This is a genomic window from Arthrobacter sp. AFG20 (assembly GCF_002892795.1).
Lineage (GTDB): Bacteria > Actinomycetota > Actinomycetes > Actinomycetales > Micrococcaceae > Arthrobacter.
Window position 1 is genome coordinate 97,904 of the sequence record NZ_PJMC01000009.1, and the last position, 16,502, is coordinate 114,405.

15 protein-coding genes are annotated in these 16,502 nt (G+C 68.3%); 11 read left to right on the top strand and 4 right to left on the bottom strand.

The annotated features are described in order from the left end of the window. Positions 1-14: 14 nt before the first annotated feature. Complete coding sequence (locus CXZ05_RS12395; protein WP_102972900.1) at positions 15-1,079, bottom strand: NAD-dependent epimerase/dehydratase family protein; 1,065 nt, start codon at positions 1,077-1,079, stop codon at positions 15-17. A gap of 183 nt (positions 1,080-1,262) precedes the next feature. Here CXZ05_RS12395 and CXZ05_RS12400 point away from each other — a divergent pair, with 183 nt between their 5' ends. Continuing rightward, on the top strand, positions 1,263-2,201 hold the full coding sequence (locus CXZ05_RS12400; protein WP_102972901.1) for a sigma-70 family RNA polymerase sigma factor: 939 nt from the start codon (positions 1,263-1,265) through the stop codon (positions 2,199-2,201). Here CXZ05_RS12400 and CXZ05_RS12405 read toward each other — a convergent pair. After that, positions 2,096-3,040 carry a glycosyltransferase family 9 protein gene (locus CXZ05_RS12405; protein ID WP_102972902.1) on the bottom strand — a complete coding sequence of 315 codons (945 nt, stop codon included), beginning with the start codon at positions 3,038-3,040 and terminating at the stop codon, positions 2,096-2,098. The genes CXZ05_RS12400 and CXZ05_RS12405 overlap by 106 nt on opposite strands. Before the next feature lie 113 nt (positions 3,041-3,153). On the opposite strand from CXZ05_RS12405, the gene CXZ05_RS12410 reads away from it, so the two are divergent. The 7 genes from CXZ05_RS12410 (at position 3,154) to CXZ05_RS12440 (ending at position 10,002) form a co-directional block, all read left to right on the top strand. Beyond that, positions 3,154-3,735, top strand: a complete 582-nt coding sequence (locus CXZ05_RS12410) for an HAD-IIIA family hydrolase (protein WP_102972903.1) — start codon at positions 3,154-3,156, stop codon at positions 3,733-3,735. Beyond that, positions 3,732-4,808 carry a glycosyltransferase family 9 protein gene (locus tag CXZ05_RS12415; RefSeq protein ID WP_102972904.1) on the top strand — a complete coding sequence of 359 codons (1,077 nt, stop codon included), beginning with the start codon at positions 3,732-3,734 and terminating at the stop codon, positions 4,806-4,808. The genes CXZ05_RS12410 and CXZ05_RS12415 overlap by 4 nt, the downstream gene beginning before the upstream one ends. After that, positions 4,805-5,884, top strand: a complete 1,080-nt coding sequence (locus tag CXZ05_RS12420) for a glycosyltransferase (protein WP_102972905.1) — start codon at positions 4,805-4,807, stop codon at positions 5,882-5,884. The genes CXZ05_RS12415 and CXZ05_RS12420 overlap by 4 nt, the downstream gene beginning before the upstream one ends. Next, positions 5,881-7,134 carry a glycosyltransferase gene (locus CXZ05_RS12425; RefSeq protein ID WP_102972906.1) on the top strand — a complete coding sequence of 418 codons (1,254 nt, stop codon included), beginning with the start codon at positions 5,881-5,883 and terminating at the stop codon, positions 7,132-7,134. Before CXZ05_RS12420 ends, CXZ05_RS12425 begins: the two co-directional genes overlap by 4 nt. 137 nt (positions 7,135-7,271) lie before the next feature. Continuing rightward, positions 7,272-7,862 carry an SIS domain-containing protein gene (locus tag CXZ05_RS12430; RefSeq protein WP_258006570.1) on the top strand — a complete coding sequence of 197 codons (591 nt, stop codon included), beginning with the start codon at positions 7,272-7,274 and terminating at the stop codon, positions 7,860-7,862. Further along, positions 7,859-9,220, top strand: a complete 1,362-nt coding sequence (gene rfaE2 / locus CXZ05_RS12435; protein WP_102972907.1) for a D-glycero-beta-D-manno-heptose 1-phosphate adenylyltransferase — start codon at positions 7,859-7,861, stop codon at positions 9,218-9,220. The genes CXZ05_RS12430 and rfaE2 (CXZ05_RS12435) overlap by 4 nt, the downstream gene beginning before the upstream one ends. A gap of 80 nt (positions 9,221-9,300) precedes the next feature. Then, positions 9,301-10,002, top strand: coding sequence for an SDR family oxidoreductase (locus CXZ05_RS12440; RefSeq protein ID WP_102972908.1), 702 nt, complete (start codon positions 9,301-9,303; stop codon positions 10,000-10,002). On the opposite strand, the gene CXZ05_RS12445 is transcribed toward CXZ05_RS12440, so the two are convergent. Continuing rightward, entirely contained in the window at positions 9,968-11,161 is a 1,194-nt protein-coding gene (locus tag CXZ05_RS12445; RefSeq protein WP_102972998.1) for a glycosyltransferase family 9 protein, read from the bottom strand. The two genes, CXZ05_RS12440 and CXZ05_RS12445, sit on opposite strands and share 35 nt — an antisense overlap. A 261-nt stretch (positions 11,162-11,422) precedes the next feature. On the opposite strand from CXZ05_RS12445, the gene CXZ05_RS12450 reads away from it, so the two are divergent. The 3 genes from CXZ05_RS12450 (at position 11,423) to CXZ05_RS12460 (ending at position 15,489) form a co-directional block, all read left to right on the top strand. Beyond that, positions 11,423-12,850 (top strand): aldehyde dehydrogenase, encoded by a 1,428-nt coding sequence (locus CXZ05_RS12450; protein WP_102972909.1) that lies wholly within the window; start codon positions 11,423-11,425, stop codon positions 12,848-12,850. Then, a complete protein-coding gene (gene rfaE2, locus CXZ05_RS12455; protein WP_102972910.1) occupies positions 12,847-14,364 on the top strand; it encodes a D-glycero-beta-D-manno-heptose 1-phosphate adenylyltransferase in 1,518 nt (505 codons plus the stop codon). Before CXZ05_RS12450 ends, rfaE2 (CXZ05_RS12455) begins: the two co-directional genes overlap by 4 nt. 105 nt (positions 14,365-14,469) lie before the next feature. Further along, on the top strand, positions 14,470-15,489 hold the full coding sequence (locus tag CXZ05_RS12460; protein WP_258006563.1) for a spermidine synthase: 1,020 nt from the start codon (positions 14,470-14,472) through the stop codon (positions 15,487-15,489). On the opposite strand, the gene CXZ05_RS12465 is transcribed toward CXZ05_RS12460, so the two are convergent. Next, positions 15,475-16,392, bottom strand: coding sequence for a LysR family transcriptional regulator (locus tag CXZ05_RS12465; RefSeq protein ID WP_102972911.1), 918 nt, complete (start codon positions 16,390-16,392; stop codon positions 15,475-15,477). The two genes, CXZ05_RS12460 and CXZ05_RS12465, sit on opposite strands and share 15 nt — an antisense overlap. Between the last annotated feature and the right edge of the window lie 110 nt (positions 16,393-16,502).

Genomic DNA, 16,502 nt, shown 5'->3' on the forward strand with positions numbered 1-16,502 from the left:
CGGATACCGACGTATTAGCGACGGCGGGTGAGGCCGAGGAGGCTGCGCCGAGGCTTTAGCGGGGGAGACGCCGGCACGCCGGCGCCCTTGCCCATGCCCTCTATCACCTCGCGAATGGCTTCCAGCGACGACGTTTGCGGCTCCCAGCCGAGCTCGTTCCGGATCCGCTGGGTGTCCATGATCGGCGCGCCCGCCGCCATCTCCACCCACCCCGAGTCCGTCTGCTGAAGCCGCAGCTGCCAAGTGGCGCCAACGAAGGCGTGCAGCGCGCGGACCGGGACCCGGAGGATCCTCTTGGCGGAAAAGAGCCTGGCCAAGTTTTGCGGCGTGACCACCGGCTCGGCCGCCACATTGAACGCTCCGCTGGCCCGGCGCTCGAGCACGCGCCAGTACGCCTCAGCGACGTCGTCGGCATGCACTGCCTGAAAGATCAGCTCGTCGGGAATCGGCAATATCGGCAACACCGGCCGCCGCGGGACGAACCTCGGGTGGACCCACCCCAGGAAGTACCTGCCGATTTCGCTTCCCGCTTTAGCCTGGAAGATGAGTCCGGGGCGCAGCCTGGCGACGGCAACAGAGGGATTATCCGCTGCGAACCTGTCCAGCAGCTTTTCCTGCTCTGCCTTATGCCGGCTGTAATGTGAGCCGTCCATGCCTCCTGCCGGCCACGATTCGTCCACGCGGCGGTCCTTTTGCGACTTGCTGTACGCGCCAACAGAAGAGGCGCAAACCACGTGCCCCACTCCTGCTTCCCGGGCAGCGGCCAGCACGTTTGCAGTGCCGGTGACATTGGTGCGGTGCAGGAGGGGAAGGTCCCGGTTCGGCTGGATCTGCCAAGCCAGATGCACCGCCGCGTCGGCCCCGGCAAAGGCTTTGACCAGGTCCTGCACCACGCCCTCGCTGCCTACGTCCAGGGCGTGCCACTCGACGCCGGCATAGGGCGGCTGTGAACTGTCAGGCGTGCGGCGGCTGATGCCCACCAATTCCAGCCCGCCGGGGTGTTCCTGCCTGGCCTTCTGAAGCCTGCGCAGGAGTGCCGTCCCCGCATTGCCGCTTGCTCCCGTGATCGCGATACGCATGAAATGCCCTCCGTTCGTTGCGGTGGAACGTGCGGCCCAGGCCGGCTCATGTCGCGCCCTGGCCGTGGTGCTTCTGTTGAGCCTATCGCCTCGGACCATTGTGTAATAAGCACGCTTATGATTTCCTTCTTCTAAGTCTTGCCGAAGGCTTTCTCGAGCTCCCGATCGAAGGAATCCCCGACAATGCCAGAAACTCCACCCTCTTTGTCCCCGACCAGCCCGGCACATGCAGCACCCCAGCCTGCAACGCAAGCGGGGCGCCTGCACGATGCCTTCCAGAACCAGCTGGTGCTCAATTACTTGGACCTGGCGGAGTCGCTTGCCTCACGGTTCGCCGCCCGCGGACGGGAGCGCTCAGACCTGGTCCAGGTGGCATACCTGGGCCTCGTCAAGGCTGCCCGGGGCTTCGATGCGGAGAAGGGCGAAAGTTTCCCTGCCTATGCGGCGCCCACCATCAGCGGTGAACTCAAGCGCTTCTTGCGGGACCGGTGCTGGACGGTGCGGCCGCCGCGGCATGTCCAGGATGTCCGGACGCAGGTACTGCACACGGCACCGGACCTGGCCCAGTCCCTGGGGCGGACTCCGTCCGCACAGGAACTGGCCAGCGCACTGGGCGTCAGCCCGGCCGACGTCCGGGAAGCCCAGGCAGCAGGCAGCAGCATGCATCCGGACTCGCTGGACAGTCCCGATCCGTGGGGCGGACCGACGATGGGCGAGGGGCTTGTCTCGCCGGGCCAACCGATCGAACACCTCGAGGAACTCGTATGCCTCAATGAGGCCATCCAGGAGCTGGACCCTGACGACCGGGAGATGCTGTACCGGAGGTACTTCCGGGAGGAGACCCAGACGGAACTGGGCAAACGGTTCGGCATCTCCCAGATGCAGGTGTCCCGTCGCCTGTCCCGCATCCTGGTCTGGCTTCAGCACCGGATGCTCGACGAGGAGGACCGGAGCTCCGGAGCGGACGGTGGCGGAACCGGCACCGGCAGGGCCGGCAGCTACAGAACCAGCGCAGATCAGGCGAGCGGGAGCTGCCCGACAGCCGCCAAGACATCCTCCACCGAAACCGCCAGCAGGGCCGGATCCGGGGTGACCGCGAAGGTGTCGCCGCGGCGCGCCTGAGCGTCAGTCAGCACAATGTGGGGCCCAGGGGGTGGGCCCCACACCTCAGCCGGGGCGGGACCGAAAAGCACCACCGAAGGCCGGGCATACGCAGAGGCCAGGTGCGCCGCACCCGTGTCCGCGGAGACCACCAGCCGAGCCTCCGTGATGGCAGCCATGAATTCGGCCAGCCGCAGCTTTCCCGCCAGGACCTGGTCCTCCGGCAGCCCGGCTAGCCGCGCAACGTCCAGTGCCCGTGGCCGTTCCGCCGAGCTGCCGGTGAACACTACCTGGTGACCATCCTCCGAGAGGGTACGGGCCACTTCTGCAAAGCGGTCCTCCGGCCACAGCCGGCTGCCATAGGCGGCCCCAACGTGGAGTACCGTGGCGCCCGGGCAGGGGCTTGGAACGGCAGGCGGGAGGAGACGGTAGTCGTCCGGCTGGGCTTCGATGCCGTGCCACTGCAGCAGCCTGGTCCACCGTTCGCGCTCGTGGATCTCGTCGACCCACGACGGGCCGGGCCGGGCCGACGTCCGGTGTCCTACGAGGGTCCTGGGCCGGATCGCGGCCAGCCGCTCCTCGCTTTCAGGTCCACTGCCGTGCAGATTGACCGCAACGTCCACTAGGCCGGCTTCGATAGGAATCGGAACATCCAAGCCATGGGTGGGAAGCAGTTCGTAGCCGCCCACCAACTCCAGGGCGTCCTCCAGCCAGCCCTGCGCCGCGTACAGCAGGCGGTGGTTCGGATAGGCGCGGCGCAGGGCGCGTAGCGCCGGCACAGCAACTAGCAGGTCCCCGAGCTTCAGGGCCCGCAGGACCAGCAGGACAGGTTGTTCGTGCTTGCCGTCGGATGCTTCCACAGCCGCCTTCCTCCACTTTACGCGCCCTGCTCGGACGTCTGCCGAGGAGTCTAGCCGAGAAGAAGTAGGCGGTCTGTTGTTTAGGTTTCCGCTGGTCGGGGAACGAAGTGGTTATGGCAAGTAACGCTTCTACGCTCAGGGCTGTGCTGTTCGACCGGGACGGGACGCTTGTGGTTGACGTGCCCTACAACGGAGATCCGCAGTTGGTCAAGCCTTTTCCCGGTGCACGGAAAGTTCTCGACGAAGTGCGCAGCCGGGGACTCGCCACCGGCGTGCTGAGCAACCAGTCGGGAATTGCCCGTGGCCTCCTGACGGCGGAGGAGGTTGACCGCGTGAACGCGCGGGTTGAGGACCTGCTGGGCCCCTTTGACGTCTGGGAAGTCTGCCCGCACGGGAGCGGGGACGCGTGCCAGTGCCGGAAACCGGCGCCGGGCATGATCCGCAGCGCATGCCACCGTCTTGGCATCGACCCGTCAGAGGTGGCGTTCATCGGTGACATCGGCAGCGACGTCGAGGCGGCCGCGGCCGCCGGTGCACGCGGCGTCCTCGTTCCTACTCCGCAGACCCGGGCCGAAGAAGTTGAGGCCGCCCCTGAGGTTGCCGCAGACCTCGAGCAGGCTGTCGCACTCTTGTTTCGGGAACCGGTGTTTCGGGGACCTGTGCCCCAAGGAGCGCTGCTGAAAGGACCCGCATGAGCAGAGTCCTCGTGGCCCGGCTGGACAGCGTCGGTGACGTCCTTTTGGCAGGCCCGGCAGTCAGGGCAGTGGCGAACGGACGGCGGGCTGACGGCGGCAGCCCCAACGACGTCGTCGTGCTTTGCGGGCCACAGGGCCAGTCGGCCGCCTCGCTGCTGCCGAGCGTCGCGGATGTTTTTGCCTGGGATAGCCCGTGGATCAGCAATCCCGCCCCTCAAGTGACAGGTCCCCACCTGGACTCGCTGGTGGGCTTTGTTCGAAACTCCCGCATCACCGAGGCGGTCATCCTCACTTCCTTCCACCAGTCGCCGCTGCCCCTGGCGCTCCTCCTGCGGCTCGCCGGCGTGGAGCGCATCACCGGGGCTTCCACCGACTACGCGGGCTCCCTCCTGGACGTCCGGCTGAAACCCGGCGAGGACTTTCCGGAGGACCAGCCGGAGGCCGTGCGGGCGCTGGGCATCGCCCGCGCGGCGGGGTTCCGGCTCAGGACCGGAGACGACGGAAAGCTCATGGTCAAGGATCCTCCGGCAGTCCGGCACCTGGTGGGGGACGGGCCCTACGTCGTGGTCCATCCCGGAGCCACGGTGCCGGCCCGGGCCTGGCCGCCGCTTCACCATGCGGCGGCCGCGGAGCTGCTGGAGGGCGCCGGCCACAGGGTGGTCGTGACCGGCGGGCCGGGTGAAACAGCCCTTACCGCAACGGTGGCCGGCCCTTCAGCCATCGACCTCGGCGGGCGGACTGACCTTTCCACCCTGTCCGGGGTCCTTGCCAACGCTGACGTTGTGGTCACCGGAAACACCGGACCTGCGCATCTGGCCGCCGCCGTCGGAACCCCTGTGGTGAGCCTGTTTTCGCCCGTTGTGCCGGCTGTCCGCTGGGCGCCGTACGGTGTTCCGCTGGAACTGCTTGGAGACCAGAATGCACCATGCAGGCTGAGCCGCGCACGCATCTGTCCGGTACCGGGACATCCCTGCCTTAGCTCGGTCTCGCCCGAACAGGTGGTGGAAGCGGTCGAACGCCTGCTGAGCGGTGTCTCCTCGCTCAGCACACGGAGGAAGGTCCGGAAACAATGAGAATTCTGCTTTGGCACGTGCACGGGTCGTGGACGGACGCGTTTGTCCGCGGCCGGCACGAGTACCTGCTGCCACTCCTGCCGGAGGGCGGTCCGTGGGGGCTGGGGCGGGCGGGCCGGAACTGGCCCTCCTCCGTGCGGGAGGTTGCGCTCGCGGAGCTGGACGCCGGCAGCATTGACGCCGTGGTGCTACAGCGTCCGGAGGAAGCCGGGGAGGTCACGCGCGTCCTGGGCCGCCGGCCCGGCGTCGATCTTCCCGCCGTGTACGTGGAACACAACACGCCCAAGGGCGATGTTCCTTTCACCATCCATCCGCTCGGGGACCAGCGCGACATCCCGATCGTCCACGTGACCCATTTCAACGAGCTGTTCTGGGACAGCGGCCGCGCCCCGACCAAGGTCATCGAGCACGGCATCGCGGACCCCGGCTACCTCTATACGGGGGAGGTCCCGGAACTGGGCGTCGTGGTCAATGAACCCGTGCGTCGCGGACGCGTGACGGGGACGGACCTGTTGCCCCGCTTCGCCACCGCGGCTCCGCTCCAGGTCTTCGGCATGGGCGGCGACGGGCTGGCGGAGGCCACAGGCATTCCGGCGCCGCGCCTCACCGTCCGGGGCGACCTGAAAACCGCTCAGCTCCACCGTGAACTGGCGCGCTGCCGGGCATACCTGCACCCGCTCCGCTGGACCTCCCTGGGGCTGGCACTGCTGGAAGCGATGCACCTCGGCATGCCGGTCCTGGCGCTGGCCACCACCGAGGCGGCGCGGGCCGTCCCGCCTGAGGCAGGCTGCATCTCCACAGACGTGGAGGAGCTGCGCCGGTGTGCCCGGCTGCTGGTCAACGACCCCGAGGAGGCCCGGCGGCGGGGCAAGGCGGCGCGGGAGGCCGCCCTCGAGCGCTACGGACTTGAGCGGTTCCTGGCGGACTGGGATGAGGTGCTGGCGGACCTGGCCCCGACAGATCTGGGGGACGGTCCGCAGCGGGGGTCTGAGGAGGTGGCTGCATCCGAGGAGGCAGCTTCAGAGGGGTCCGGGCCGGATGCCCTGTCCGCGGCGCGAGAAAGGAATACCCATTGAAGATCTCAATGATTTCGGAACACGCCAGTCCTTTGGCAGCGCTCGGCGGAGTGGACGCAGGAGGCCAGAACGTGCACGTGGCCGCGCTTTCATCGGCGCTGGCCCAGCGGGGCCACCGTGTGACGGTCTACACCAGGCGCGACGCGCCGGATCTGCCTGCGAGGGTGCGGGTGCATCCCCGGCTGGAGGTGGTGCACGTGGATGCCGGGCCAGCCGAACATGTGCCGAAGGACGAGCTCCTCCCTTACATGGGTGCCCTGGCGGATGGCGTTGTCCAGGACTGGGGTGACTCGCCGCCGCATGTGGTGCACGGTCACTTCTGGATGTCTGGCGTCGCCGCGCTGGACGCCGCACGGCGGGAGCCCGGCGGTTTCCGTGTGCCCGTGGTGCAGACCTTTCACGCGCTGGGCACCGTCAAGCGCCGCCACCAGGGTGCCGCCGACACCAGCCCGGGCGAGAGACGCTTCCTCGAACCGTCCGTGGGCCGGTCGGCTGACCGAATCGTGGCCACGTGCTCTGACGAGGTCTTCGAACTGCGGGCAATGGGAATTGATACCCGCAGGGTTTCCATCGCCCCCTGCGGGGTGGACCTCGACCTCTTCTCCAGTGACGGGCCCGCCGACGATCCGGCCCGTTCGCACCGGATCCTTTCCGTGGGGCGGCTTGTTCCGCGCAAGGGCGTTGATCTGGTGATCCGTGCGCTGCCGTACCTGCTCAAGGAAGGGTTCAACGACGTCGAGCTGCTGATCGTGGGTGGCGGGGAGGACGCGGGCGGGCAGGATCCGGAGGCGCGCCGGCTGCTGGACCTGGCCCGGGACCTCGGCGTGGCGGATCATGTGGAGCTCCGGGGCCAGGTGGCCCGGGAGGCCATGCCCGGAATCTTCCGGAGTGCGGACGCTGTGGTCTGCACTCCTTGGTACGAGCCCTTCGGCATTGTTCCACTGGAAGCCATGGCCTGCGGTGTTCCCGTAGTCGCCGCTGCAGTGGGAGGCCTGACAGACAGCGTGGTGGACCGCGGAACCGGCCTGCATGTACCGCCGAAGGACCCCGAAGCCATCGCAGAAGCCGTCGGCACCCTGCTGGCCAACCCCGAACTCAGGGCCAAGCTCGGGCGGGCCGGCGAGCGGCGGGCGAAGGCCCGCTACTCCTGGAGCAGGGTCGCCGCCGAAACCGAAAAGGCCTACCAGTTGGCCATCGCAGGCACTGCGGACGCAGGCCGGCTGGAACCGATGGAAGGAGCGGCACTGTGACTGCTGAATCCCTGCGGGAGGCCGAACTTCCTGCCCTGAACCAGGTTGGCATCTCCCCGGACCCTCTCCCCTCCCAAGACCAGTTCTCCTCCCGGGAGACGGCCGGCCAGGACACCGGTGCGGGCTCGCGGGAGGCGGTGCGGATCCATCTGGAAAACGTTCTGCCTGCCCTGCGGTCCCTGGAACGCCAGGCCGACCGGCTGGCCGAATGGGGCGTGGAGCTGGCCCAGCGTTTGCTCAGCGGGCAGAAGCTGCTTGCTGCCGGGAACGGCGGGTCCGCTGCCGAAGCACAGCACTTGACCGCGGAGCTCGTGGGCAGGTTCGACGGCGAGCGGATGCCCTTTTCCGCGATCTCCCTGCACGCGGAAAGTTCGGCCGTCACGGCCATCGCCAATGACTACGGATACGAGGAACTCTTCGCCCGGCAGGTCCGCGCCCACGGCAGGTCCGGGGACATCCTCGTGCTGCTGTCCACGAGCGGCCAGAGCCCCAACCTGCTCCGTGCAGCCGAGGCGGCGGCCAGACTGAACGTAACCACGTGGGCCCTGACCGGGCCGGCGCCCAATCCCTTGGCGTCCTGCTGTGATCAGGCTGTGGCCATCGATGCCATCTCCGCCAATGCGCAGGAAGGGCACCTGATCGCCCTCCATGCCATTTGCCGGGCCTTTGAAGCCGAGGTGGCCCGCAAAGGCCAGGTCAATGCCGGGCCGGAGGTTGATCGCGGATGATGATCACAGTGGTGGGTGACGTATTGCTGGACGTCGACATGTCCGGTGAGGCAACGCGTTTGTGCCCCGACGCGCCGGTACCGGTGGTGGACGTGTCGGACGTCCGGCGCCGGGCTGGCGGGGCCGGGCTCGTGGCCCGGATGCTGGCTCAGGATGGCCACCGCGTCACCCTGGTGACGGTGCTTTCCGACGACGACGCTTCCCTCGAACTGGAAGGCGCGCTCGCCGGGGTGCGGGTTGTCTCCGGGCCCTCTGGAGCGAGGACCCCCGTGAAGACCCGGGTTCGGGCGGGCCGCCAGCCCGTGGTGCGGGTGGATGAGGGGTGCGAGCAGCCAGAGGTGCCGGCGGCGACCGCGGTCATGATCAGGGCGCTCGAACGGGCCGAAGTGATCATCGTGGCCGACTACGGACGCGGCCTTGCCGCCAACCAGGAGGTCCGCGACGTGCTGGCCGCCCGGGCGGGCCAGATTCCGATCGTCTGGGACCCGCATCCTTCCGGCGCCGTTCCAGTGCCCGGGGTGGCCGTGGTGACCCCCAATCTGTCCGAGGCCGCCAAGGCCACAGACGCTGGCACCGGAACGCCTGCGGCGATTGCCGCCGTCGGCAGTATGCTGCTGGACCGCTGGCAGAGCCAGTCGGTCCTCGTGACCATGGGGGAGCAGGGTGGCTTGCTGTCCCAGCGCAATGCTTCACCCGTAACCATCCCGGCCCCTCCCACCGAGGTCGCCGATCCCTGCGGCGCTGGCGACCGGCTCGCCGCCAGCCTGGCTGTGCATCTGGCCGAGGGCTGCAGCCTCAGCGACGCCGCGGAACTCGCAATTAATGAAGCGGCCGCCTTCCTCGGCGCCGGTGGAGTGGCTTCCCTGCCGGACCGCCACCGGCCGGTCTGGCATCACAGTCGCGACGAGGACGCCTTGGACCTGGCCCGGCGCGTGCGCGCCAACGGAGGAACCGTCGTTGCCACCGGAGGCTGCTTCGACCTGCTGCACGCCGGCCATGCGCGTACTCTGGCGGCTGCCAGGGACCTTGGTGACTGCCTGATCGTGTGCCTGAACTCGGACGAGTCAGTACGCCGGATCAAGGGTGAGCAGCGGCCCATTGTGAGCCAGCAGGACCGGGCGGAACTTCTGCTGGCACTCGAGTGCGTGGACGCTGTTCTGGTTTTCGGGGAGGACACCCCCGAACCCTGCCTGGAGACGCTGCGCCCGGACATCTGGGTGAAGGGTGGCGACTACCGCGCCTCGGATTTGCCCGAAGCGGGGCTGGTCAAGAGCTGGGGAGGACGCTGCATGACGGTGCCGTTCCACCAGGCCCGATCCACGTCTGTCCTCGCGGACGCCTTGGCGAAGGTCAGCTGATTCGGCGGACATCCGCTGGACCGCGAAGGTCAGTTGAACGGCAACACAACCTTGAAGAAGACCCGAACGAAAGGAACACCATGACTGAATCGACTTTCCGGCCCGGCCGGGTCCTGGTAACCGGCGGTGCCTCCGGTCTGGGGGCCGCCGTCGTCGATGCTGTGCTGAAGGCCGGGGGAACCCCGGTGGTGCTGGACCGGGACATCCGGAACGTCTCCGCGGTGAAGGCCTTTGAAGTGGACGTCTCGGACCGCATTGCGGTGGCGGAGGCAGTGCAGCAGGCCGCGGAAACCCTGGACGGGCTGGACGCCGTGGTCACGGCGGCCGGCATCGACCGGTGCGGCAAGCTGGAGGACGTGGCCGCGGATGAATGGGAACGCGTCATCGGCGTCAACCTGATGGGCACGGTTTCGGTCGTCCGGGCGGCCCTTCCCTACCTGAAGGAGTCCCGCGGCCGGGTGGTCACCATCGCGTCCACGCTTGGCAAACGGGCACTGCCGGAGGCCACGGCCTACTGCGCCTCAAAATTCGGGGTAGTGGGCTTCAGCCACTCGCTGGCGGCGGAGACGGGCGGCGAGATTGGCGTGACCACCATGATTCCTGGCGGCATGAAGACGCGCTTCTTCGACGACCGGGCCGAGCAGTACAAGCCGCAGGACGACTCACGCCTGAACGACCCTGGCAACGTGGCGCAGGCAATTCTGTTCGTGCTCTCCCAGCCCACCGGCTGCGAGGTCCGCGAAATGCTTATCTGCCACGAAGAAGAGGGGTCGTGGCCGTGAGTTGGAGCACGTCCTCGTAGACCTCGGCGGGTTCGACGGCCTTCACAGTGGACTCGTCATGGGGACACCGGGGGGCCGTCCACCCGACCTGGGTCACATCCACGCCGCACACCTCGCAGCGCGTGGCCCAGCCCAAGTGGATCCGGTGCAGGCTGCGGCCCAGCGGTGCGGCATTGATGGCGTTGCCCGTCCAGTAGATGCCCACCGTGGGTGTGCCCAGTGCCTGGGCGAGGTGGCGTGGTCCGCTGTCGTTGGCCAGCACGACGGAGCTGCCCGCGAGCAGTGCCGCGAGCTCACCCAGGCTGAGCTTGCCGGCCAGTGATTCTATGGCCGGTCGGACAGCCTTGGACTGGTCTGTGTGGGCATCTTCGACGGCGAGTTCCACCACCGTTTCAGCCAGTTCCTTTTCACTGCTGTCGCCGACCACAAGAACCCGGAAGCCGTCGTCGCTGGCCTTCCGCGCCACCGCGGCGAATCGTTCGGCGGGCCAGCGCCGGCGCGGATCCGTCGCGCCCGGATGAATCACGAGCGTCGGGTAGTTTCCGGGCCCGCCGTTCCCTATAGGCAGGTCCTGTGCGGGCTGCTGGCCGAACTCAGGCAGCGCCTGGAGTCTGGCTTCGAGCTCGCGGGGAGGTGCCCCGGCAAACCCTGCCACCTCGAGGGCCCGGAGCGGTTCGTGCTGGTAATACAGGTACGGCACGGTACGCTCCAGCGGAGCCGCGTCCGGGGTCCTGGTGCCCACGGTGTGCCGGGCTCCGAGCCGGAGCAGGAAGGGATTTGAGTAGCGCCCGCCGCCGTGCAGCTGGACGGCAAGGTCGAAGTTCCTGGCGCGCATTTCGGTGAAGAACTTTTCCAGTTCGTCGTCGTCTTCTGGCCCGGGGCGGACACCTTCGGAAAAAGGCAGGATCACCGTCTCATCCACAGGTCCCATGGTCTGGGACAGCAGCTCAGCATGAACTGGTGTGCCGAGCAGGGTGACGCTGGCACCCGGATAAGCGGCCTTCAGGGCTGCTATCGCGGGAAGGGCAAACATCAGGTCACCCAGCCCGCCGCCGCGTAGAACGGCGATCCGGGAGACAACGCTGAAGGGTTCCAAAACCGGGCCTATACCTTGCCCCGTGATGCGTGCTCCGCCGAAGTCTGCGTTGATGAGTTCCATGGTGTCAGCCCTCTCGGCTCCGTCGTTCAGGTCGGGATGCATTCCTCAGGATGGGTTATGTGGAGCCACCCTACGGTGCATCGGCACTGTATTGCCAGCTCCGAAAACCCTGCCAGTCAGCCCAGTGGGGCCGGGCCTGCCGACCGTTGAAAACTCCTGCCGCAGCCGGGTGTAAACCCTTCGACGCCGGGGTACGGTCACCTCAGAGAGGGCAGGATTCGACGCCCCGCAGGCACGGGCCAACCCCAATTGAGGAGCCACATGCAATCGACCATCACCAGCGAGCTGGCCAATGCGGAAGACATGCTCACCATCCTGAACCCGAGAACCGGGGAAACCGTCGGCACCCTTTCCGTTGCCGGCGCAGATGACGTGGCGGGAGCCGTGGCGGCTGCCCGCACGGCCCAGGCAGGCTGGGCGGCCACGCCGCCGGGAGAGCGGGGCAAGCTGCTGCGCGAGGCCGCCAGGGCCCTGGAGGCAGCGGCCGGCGAGCTTGCGGAACTGAACGCCCAGGAGACCGGCCGTCCGGTGGAGGAGGCCCTTGCCGGCATTGCTGCCGGTGTTTCCACGCTGGAGCAGTACGCGGAGCTAGGTCCGGTACACCGGGGTCACAGCCTTCGGGGCAACGTGCTCGCGGCTGATTACACCGTCGCCGAACCCCGTGGTGTGGCCGTCTTGCTGACGCCATGGAACGATCCGGTCGCCGTGGCCTGCGGACTCATCGGCGCCGCTTTGGTCACCGGGAACACGGCCATTCATAAACCGAGCGAGCGCTGCCCCCACCTGGGAAAGCTGCTGGGCGAGGTGCTGGCGCCGGTCTTTCCGCCCAACGTGCTGGCCACGCTCACCGGAGGGGCCGACGTCGGGACCCTCCTCACGCAGCAGCCGGACGTAGACATGTTCGCCCACGTGGGCTCGAGCGCCACCGGTGACCGGATTGCGCGGGCGGCCGTGCTGACGGGTGCGTATGTGATTAGGGAAAACGGCGGGAACGATCCCCTGCTGGTGGACGCGGACGTGGACCCCGGCTGGGCCGCCGAGCAGGCGGCGATCGGGGCCTTCAGCAACAGCGGGCAGATCTGCACGTCGGTGGAGCGGATCTACGTCCACCGGTCCATAGCCGAACCGTTCTGCCGGGCGCTCGCCGGGCAGGCCCGGGACCGGAACGCCGAACGCCGGCTCGCACCGCTCGTGGACACCCGGATGCGGGACACGGTCCACCGGCACGTGGCCGAGGCGCTGCAGCTGGGTGCACGGGCCGTGGAGGGAGGCACGGTCCCGGACGGGCCAGGCGCCTTCTACCCGGCCACGGTCCTCGTGGACTGCACCGACACCATGGACGTCATGGCCGAGGAAACGTTCGGCCCTGTCGCCCCGGTGCGTGTGGTGGACAGCTTCGAGGAAGGGCTCACGCTCGCCGCGGCCGGCCGGTACGGACTTGCCGCAACCGTTCTGACCGGCACCATCGCCCACGCCCAGCAAGCTGTCGCTTCGCTGCCGGTGGGAACTGTCAAGGTCAACGAGGTGTTCGGTGGCGCACCCGGTGGAGCCGCCCAGCCCAGGGGCGAAAGCGGGCACGGGTTTGGCTACGGACCCGAACTCCTGGATGAATTCAGCCGGGTCAAGGTGGTTCACATTGCTGCGCCGCCTGCGCCGGCAGCTCGTGACATCAATGGGGCAGCGTCATGACCGCCGAACCGGTGCTTTCCGAGCAGCGCGGCCTCGCGGCGTGGCTACCCCGGAGGCTGGCCCAGGAGCATCCTGCCGTCACCGTGGTGGGCGACTTCATGCTCGACGGCTGGTGGACCGGCACGATCGACAGGATGTGCCGCGAGGCCCCGGCTCCCGTGGTGGACATCGCCCGGCGTGACTTTGCCCCCGGTGGTGCCGCCAACACGGCCATGAACCTGGCCGCACTCGGCGCCCGTGTCAGTGTGGCAGGAATCATCGGAGCGGACGACGCCGGCGCGGAACTTCGGCGCCAGTTGGTCGCCGCTGGGGTGGACACCACGCTGCTCGCAGAACACCCGGACATGGCCACCCCCACGAAGATCCGGATCAGCAGCGGCGGCCAGGTCCTCCTGCGCCTCGACGACACCGCCGCAAGTGTCCCGACCGACGCCCTGGCGACGTTCGAGGCGGCGGTTCCCGCCGCCGTCGGACACCAGAACGCGGTGGTGATCTGCGACTACGGAACGGGCGTCCTCGCAGAACCGGTTCGAGGCCGGCTCATCGAATCGCTCGCGGGGCGGGGGCAGGGCACGCTTGTGGTGGTGGACGCGCACGATCCACGCCCCTGGGCTGGACTCGAGCCGGACCTGGTCACGCCCAACGCGCAGGAGGCCGCCCGGATGCTTGACCTCCGGCTGGGCAGCGGGCCCGAGCGCGCGGCGGTGGTGACCGAGCACGCCGGCGAGCTGCTGCAGGCGACGGGAGCACGCGCCGTCGTGGTCACACTGGACCGGGACGGGACGGTCCTCATTCCGGCCGCCGGAAACCCGCACCGGACGTGGGCACGGCCTGCCACCGAAAAGCAAGCCTCCGGTGCTGGCGACACGTTCGTGGCTGCCCTGACCCTGGCGCGTGCTGCGTCGCTGCCGCTGTCGGCCAGCTTGGACCTGGCGCAGGCCGCTGCGGACGTGGTGGTCCACCATCCCGGGACGTCGGTGTGCGGCACGGACGAGCTGGGCCGCTACCTGGAAAGCTTCGGGGACGCCGCCGTGACGGCAGAGGAACTGGAGCGGCACATCCGGGCCCACCGCAATGACGGCCAGCGCGTGGTGCTGACCAACGGCTGTTTCGACGTCCTGCACCGCGGGCACACTCGTTACCTGAACCAGGCCAAACAGCTCGGCGACATCCTGGTGGTGGCGCTCAACAGTGACGACTCCGTTCGGAAGCTCAAGGGGCCGGGCCGTCCCATCAACAGCGTGGCGGATCGGGCGGCCGTGATCGCCGCCCTGAGCTGCGTGGATTACGTGACCGTTTTCGACACCCCGACGCCGATTCCCCTGATCGGGCAGCTGCGGCCGGAAATCTACGCCAAGGGCGGGGACTACACGCCGGAGATGCTGGCCGAAACCGAGGCCGTGGAGGCGTACGGCGGCACGGTCACCATCCTCGACTATGTAGCCGAGCGTTCCACCACGGCGATGGTCCAGCGCATCCGCAACGGTGAGGGCGCCCCTGTCCCGGAGGGGTAAAACCACGGGCTGCGTCGGGCGCCCGCCGCTGATCAAGCTCTGACCCGGTACGCCCCACTACCCCATCAACTAGGCTTGAAGCATGACGGAAGCGGCGGAGAACTGATGGCACGGCGCATCAAGTCAGGCGGGAAGTCGGCTTCCAAGGCGGGCAGCAAAACGGGCGTCAGAAGAGGCGCCACAACGGCCGCCGACGTGCTGGAAGTTCCCAATGGAGCGCGTGCGGACGGCCCCGTCGAGGGCGTCTACTACATCGACACTGGCGACTGCGAGCTCATCGCCGACCAGGATAACTCCACGGGCTGGCTCCTGCGCATCAACGGCGTGATGAGTTCCCACATCGACCTTGCCGATCCGCTGTTCCTCGACTTCGAGTACATGCGCTGGATGTCCGCCCTCATCGAATCCCGATGGCGCCCTGAAGCCAAGCCCAGGCTGCGGGGGCTGCACCTGGGCGGCGGAGCCTGCTCGCTGGCCCGCTACTTCCACGCGTCCTACCCGGACGCCCGCCAGGTGGTGGTGGAACTGGACGGAAAGCTCGCCGAGTACGTCCGCGCCTGGTTCGACCTTCCCAAGGCCCCGCTGCTGCGGCTGCGCGTCGGCGAGGCCCGTGCCGTGACCGAGACCCTCACCCCGGACACCCGTGACTTCATCATCCGGGACGTCTTCGCCGGCGCGGTGACACCGGTTGCGCTGACCACGGCCGAGTTCAACGAACATGTCCGCCGCGTGCTCGCCCCCGGCGGAATTTACGTGGTTAATTCGGGCGACGGCCCTGACCTGAAGAATGCCCGAGAGGACGCGGCCACCATCGCGGCCGCCTTCGAACACACCACCATCATCGCGGACCCCGCCATGCTGAAGGGGCGCCGCTACGGCAACATGGTGATGGCCGGCAGCGACCTGCCGTTCGACGACGATCCACAGCTCGCGCGGCGGCTCCTAGGTGGGGCAGTGCCCGCTCACATTTGGAACGACACGAAGGTGCGTGCCTTCGCAGCTGGAGCCCAGGTGCGCCACGACCCTGCGCCCCGCGTAGATGCCAGACTCAGCACAGATGCTGAACCCGGCACGGACCCCGCAATCACCGCCGGCCCCGGCGCCCGTCAGTCAGTCAGCGGCTGACCCGCCGCGTCCCTGCCCGAGCAGCCACTCCCGGTGCGCGGCAGTTTGTTCGCGCAGCGCCGTCACCACGGCGGCGACGGCGGGCCGGCGCATGGATTCCGGGCGCAGGACCATCCAGTAGGGCAGCCGTTCGGCGATGGCCCAGGGCAGCAGGCGCACCAGGTCCTCGTGCCTGTCGGCCATGAAACACGGGAGGAAGCCCACCCCGGCTCCTGCCCGGGTGGCCTCGACGTGCACAAACACGTTGGTGGAGCTGACGCCGTCGCGCATTGCCGGCACCAGCCTGCGCGGTGCATCAAGATCGTCCACCTGCAGCATGGAGTCCACGAAGTACACGAGCGGATGGGCGGTCAGGGCCTCCACCGACTCCGGCGTTCCGTTGGCCTCGATGTACGAGCGGGACGCGTACATCCCGAGTTCGTACTCGCCCAGCCGGAACGCTTCGGCCCGGTGGACCTGCGGCTCGCCCACCACCACCTCGATGTCCAGTCCCGAGCGCTGCTGGAGCGCCCGGCGGGTGACGGTGACGATCTCGACGCTGAGCCCCGGGTGATCCCTTCTCAGCCGGGCCACCGCCGGAGCGGCGATGTACGCGCTGAAGCCGTCGGTCGCCGTCATGCGTACGACGCCGGTAATCGGGTCAGGCGCGCGGCCTGAAGGTCCCAGCGCACGCACCGCCGTTTCCACCTGCTCAGCCACCAGCGCTGCCTGGACGCCGAGTTCGGTCAGCTCCCAGCCCCCGGAGGCCCGGGCGAGAACACGGCCGCCCAGCGCCTTTTCCAGTGCGGCGATCCGGCGTGAAACGGTGGTGTGGTTCAGGCCCAGGACCTGGGCCGCCGTCGTGAATTTCGCCGAGCGGGAGACGGCGAGCAGCACCAGAAGGTCGTCCGGGTTGGCATCCATATCTGCAATTCTGCACGAAACCAGTGCCTGATTAGTCATTGAACCGTGTTCGGTCTGCAGGAATACTCGGTAAATCGGAAGTGCTGCACGAGGCGGCACGTGTCAGCGTG

Coding starts and splice junctions, on each gene's coding strand:
- CXZ05_RS12395 (WP_102972900.1), bottom strand. CDS start 1,079: ATGCGTATCGCGATCACGGGAGCAAGCGGCAATGCGGGGACGGCACTC.
- CXZ05_RS12400 (WP_102972901.1), top strand. CDS start 1,263: ATGCCAGAAACTCCACCCTCTTTGTCCCCGACCAGCCCGGCACATGCA.
- CXZ05_RS12410 (WP_102972903.1), top strand. CDS start 3,154: ATGGCAAGTAACGCTTCTACGCTCAGGGCTGTGCTGTTCGACCGGGAC.
- CXZ05_RS12415 (WP_102972904.1), top strand. CDS start 3,732: ATGAGCAGAGTCCTCGTGGCCCGGCTGGACAGCGTCGGTGACGTCCTT.
- CXZ05_RS12420 (WP_102972905.1), top strand. CDS start 4,805: ATGAGAATTCTGCTTTGGCACGTGCACGGGTCGTGGACGGACGCGTTT.
- rfaE2 (WP_102972907.1), top strand. CDS start 7,859: ATGATGATCACAGTGGTGGGTGACGTATTGCTGGACGTCGACATGTCC.
- CXZ05_RS12440 (WP_102972908.1), top strand. CDS start 9,301: ATGACTGAATCGACTTTCCGGCCCGGCCGGGTCCTGGTAACCGGCGGT.
- CXZ05_RS12445 (WP_102972998.1), bottom strand. CDS start 11,161: ATGGAACTCATCAACGCAGACTTCGGCGGAGCACGCATCACGGGGCAA.
- CXZ05_RS12450 (WP_102972909.1), top strand. CDS start 11,423: ATGCAATCGACCATCACCAGCGAGCTGGCCAATGCGGAAGACATGCTC.
- rfaE2 (WP_102972910.1), top strand. CDS start 12,847: ATGACCGCCGAACCGGTGCTTTCCGAGCAGCGCGGCCTCGCGGCGTGG.
- CXZ05_RS12460 (WP_258006563.1), top strand. CDS start 14,470: ATGGCACGGCGCATCAAGTCAGGCGGGAAGTCGGCTTCCAAGGCGGGC.
- CXZ05_RS12465 (WP_102972911.1), bottom strand. CDS start 16,392: ATGGATGCCAACCCGGACGACCTTCTGGTGCTGCTCGCCGTCTCCCGC.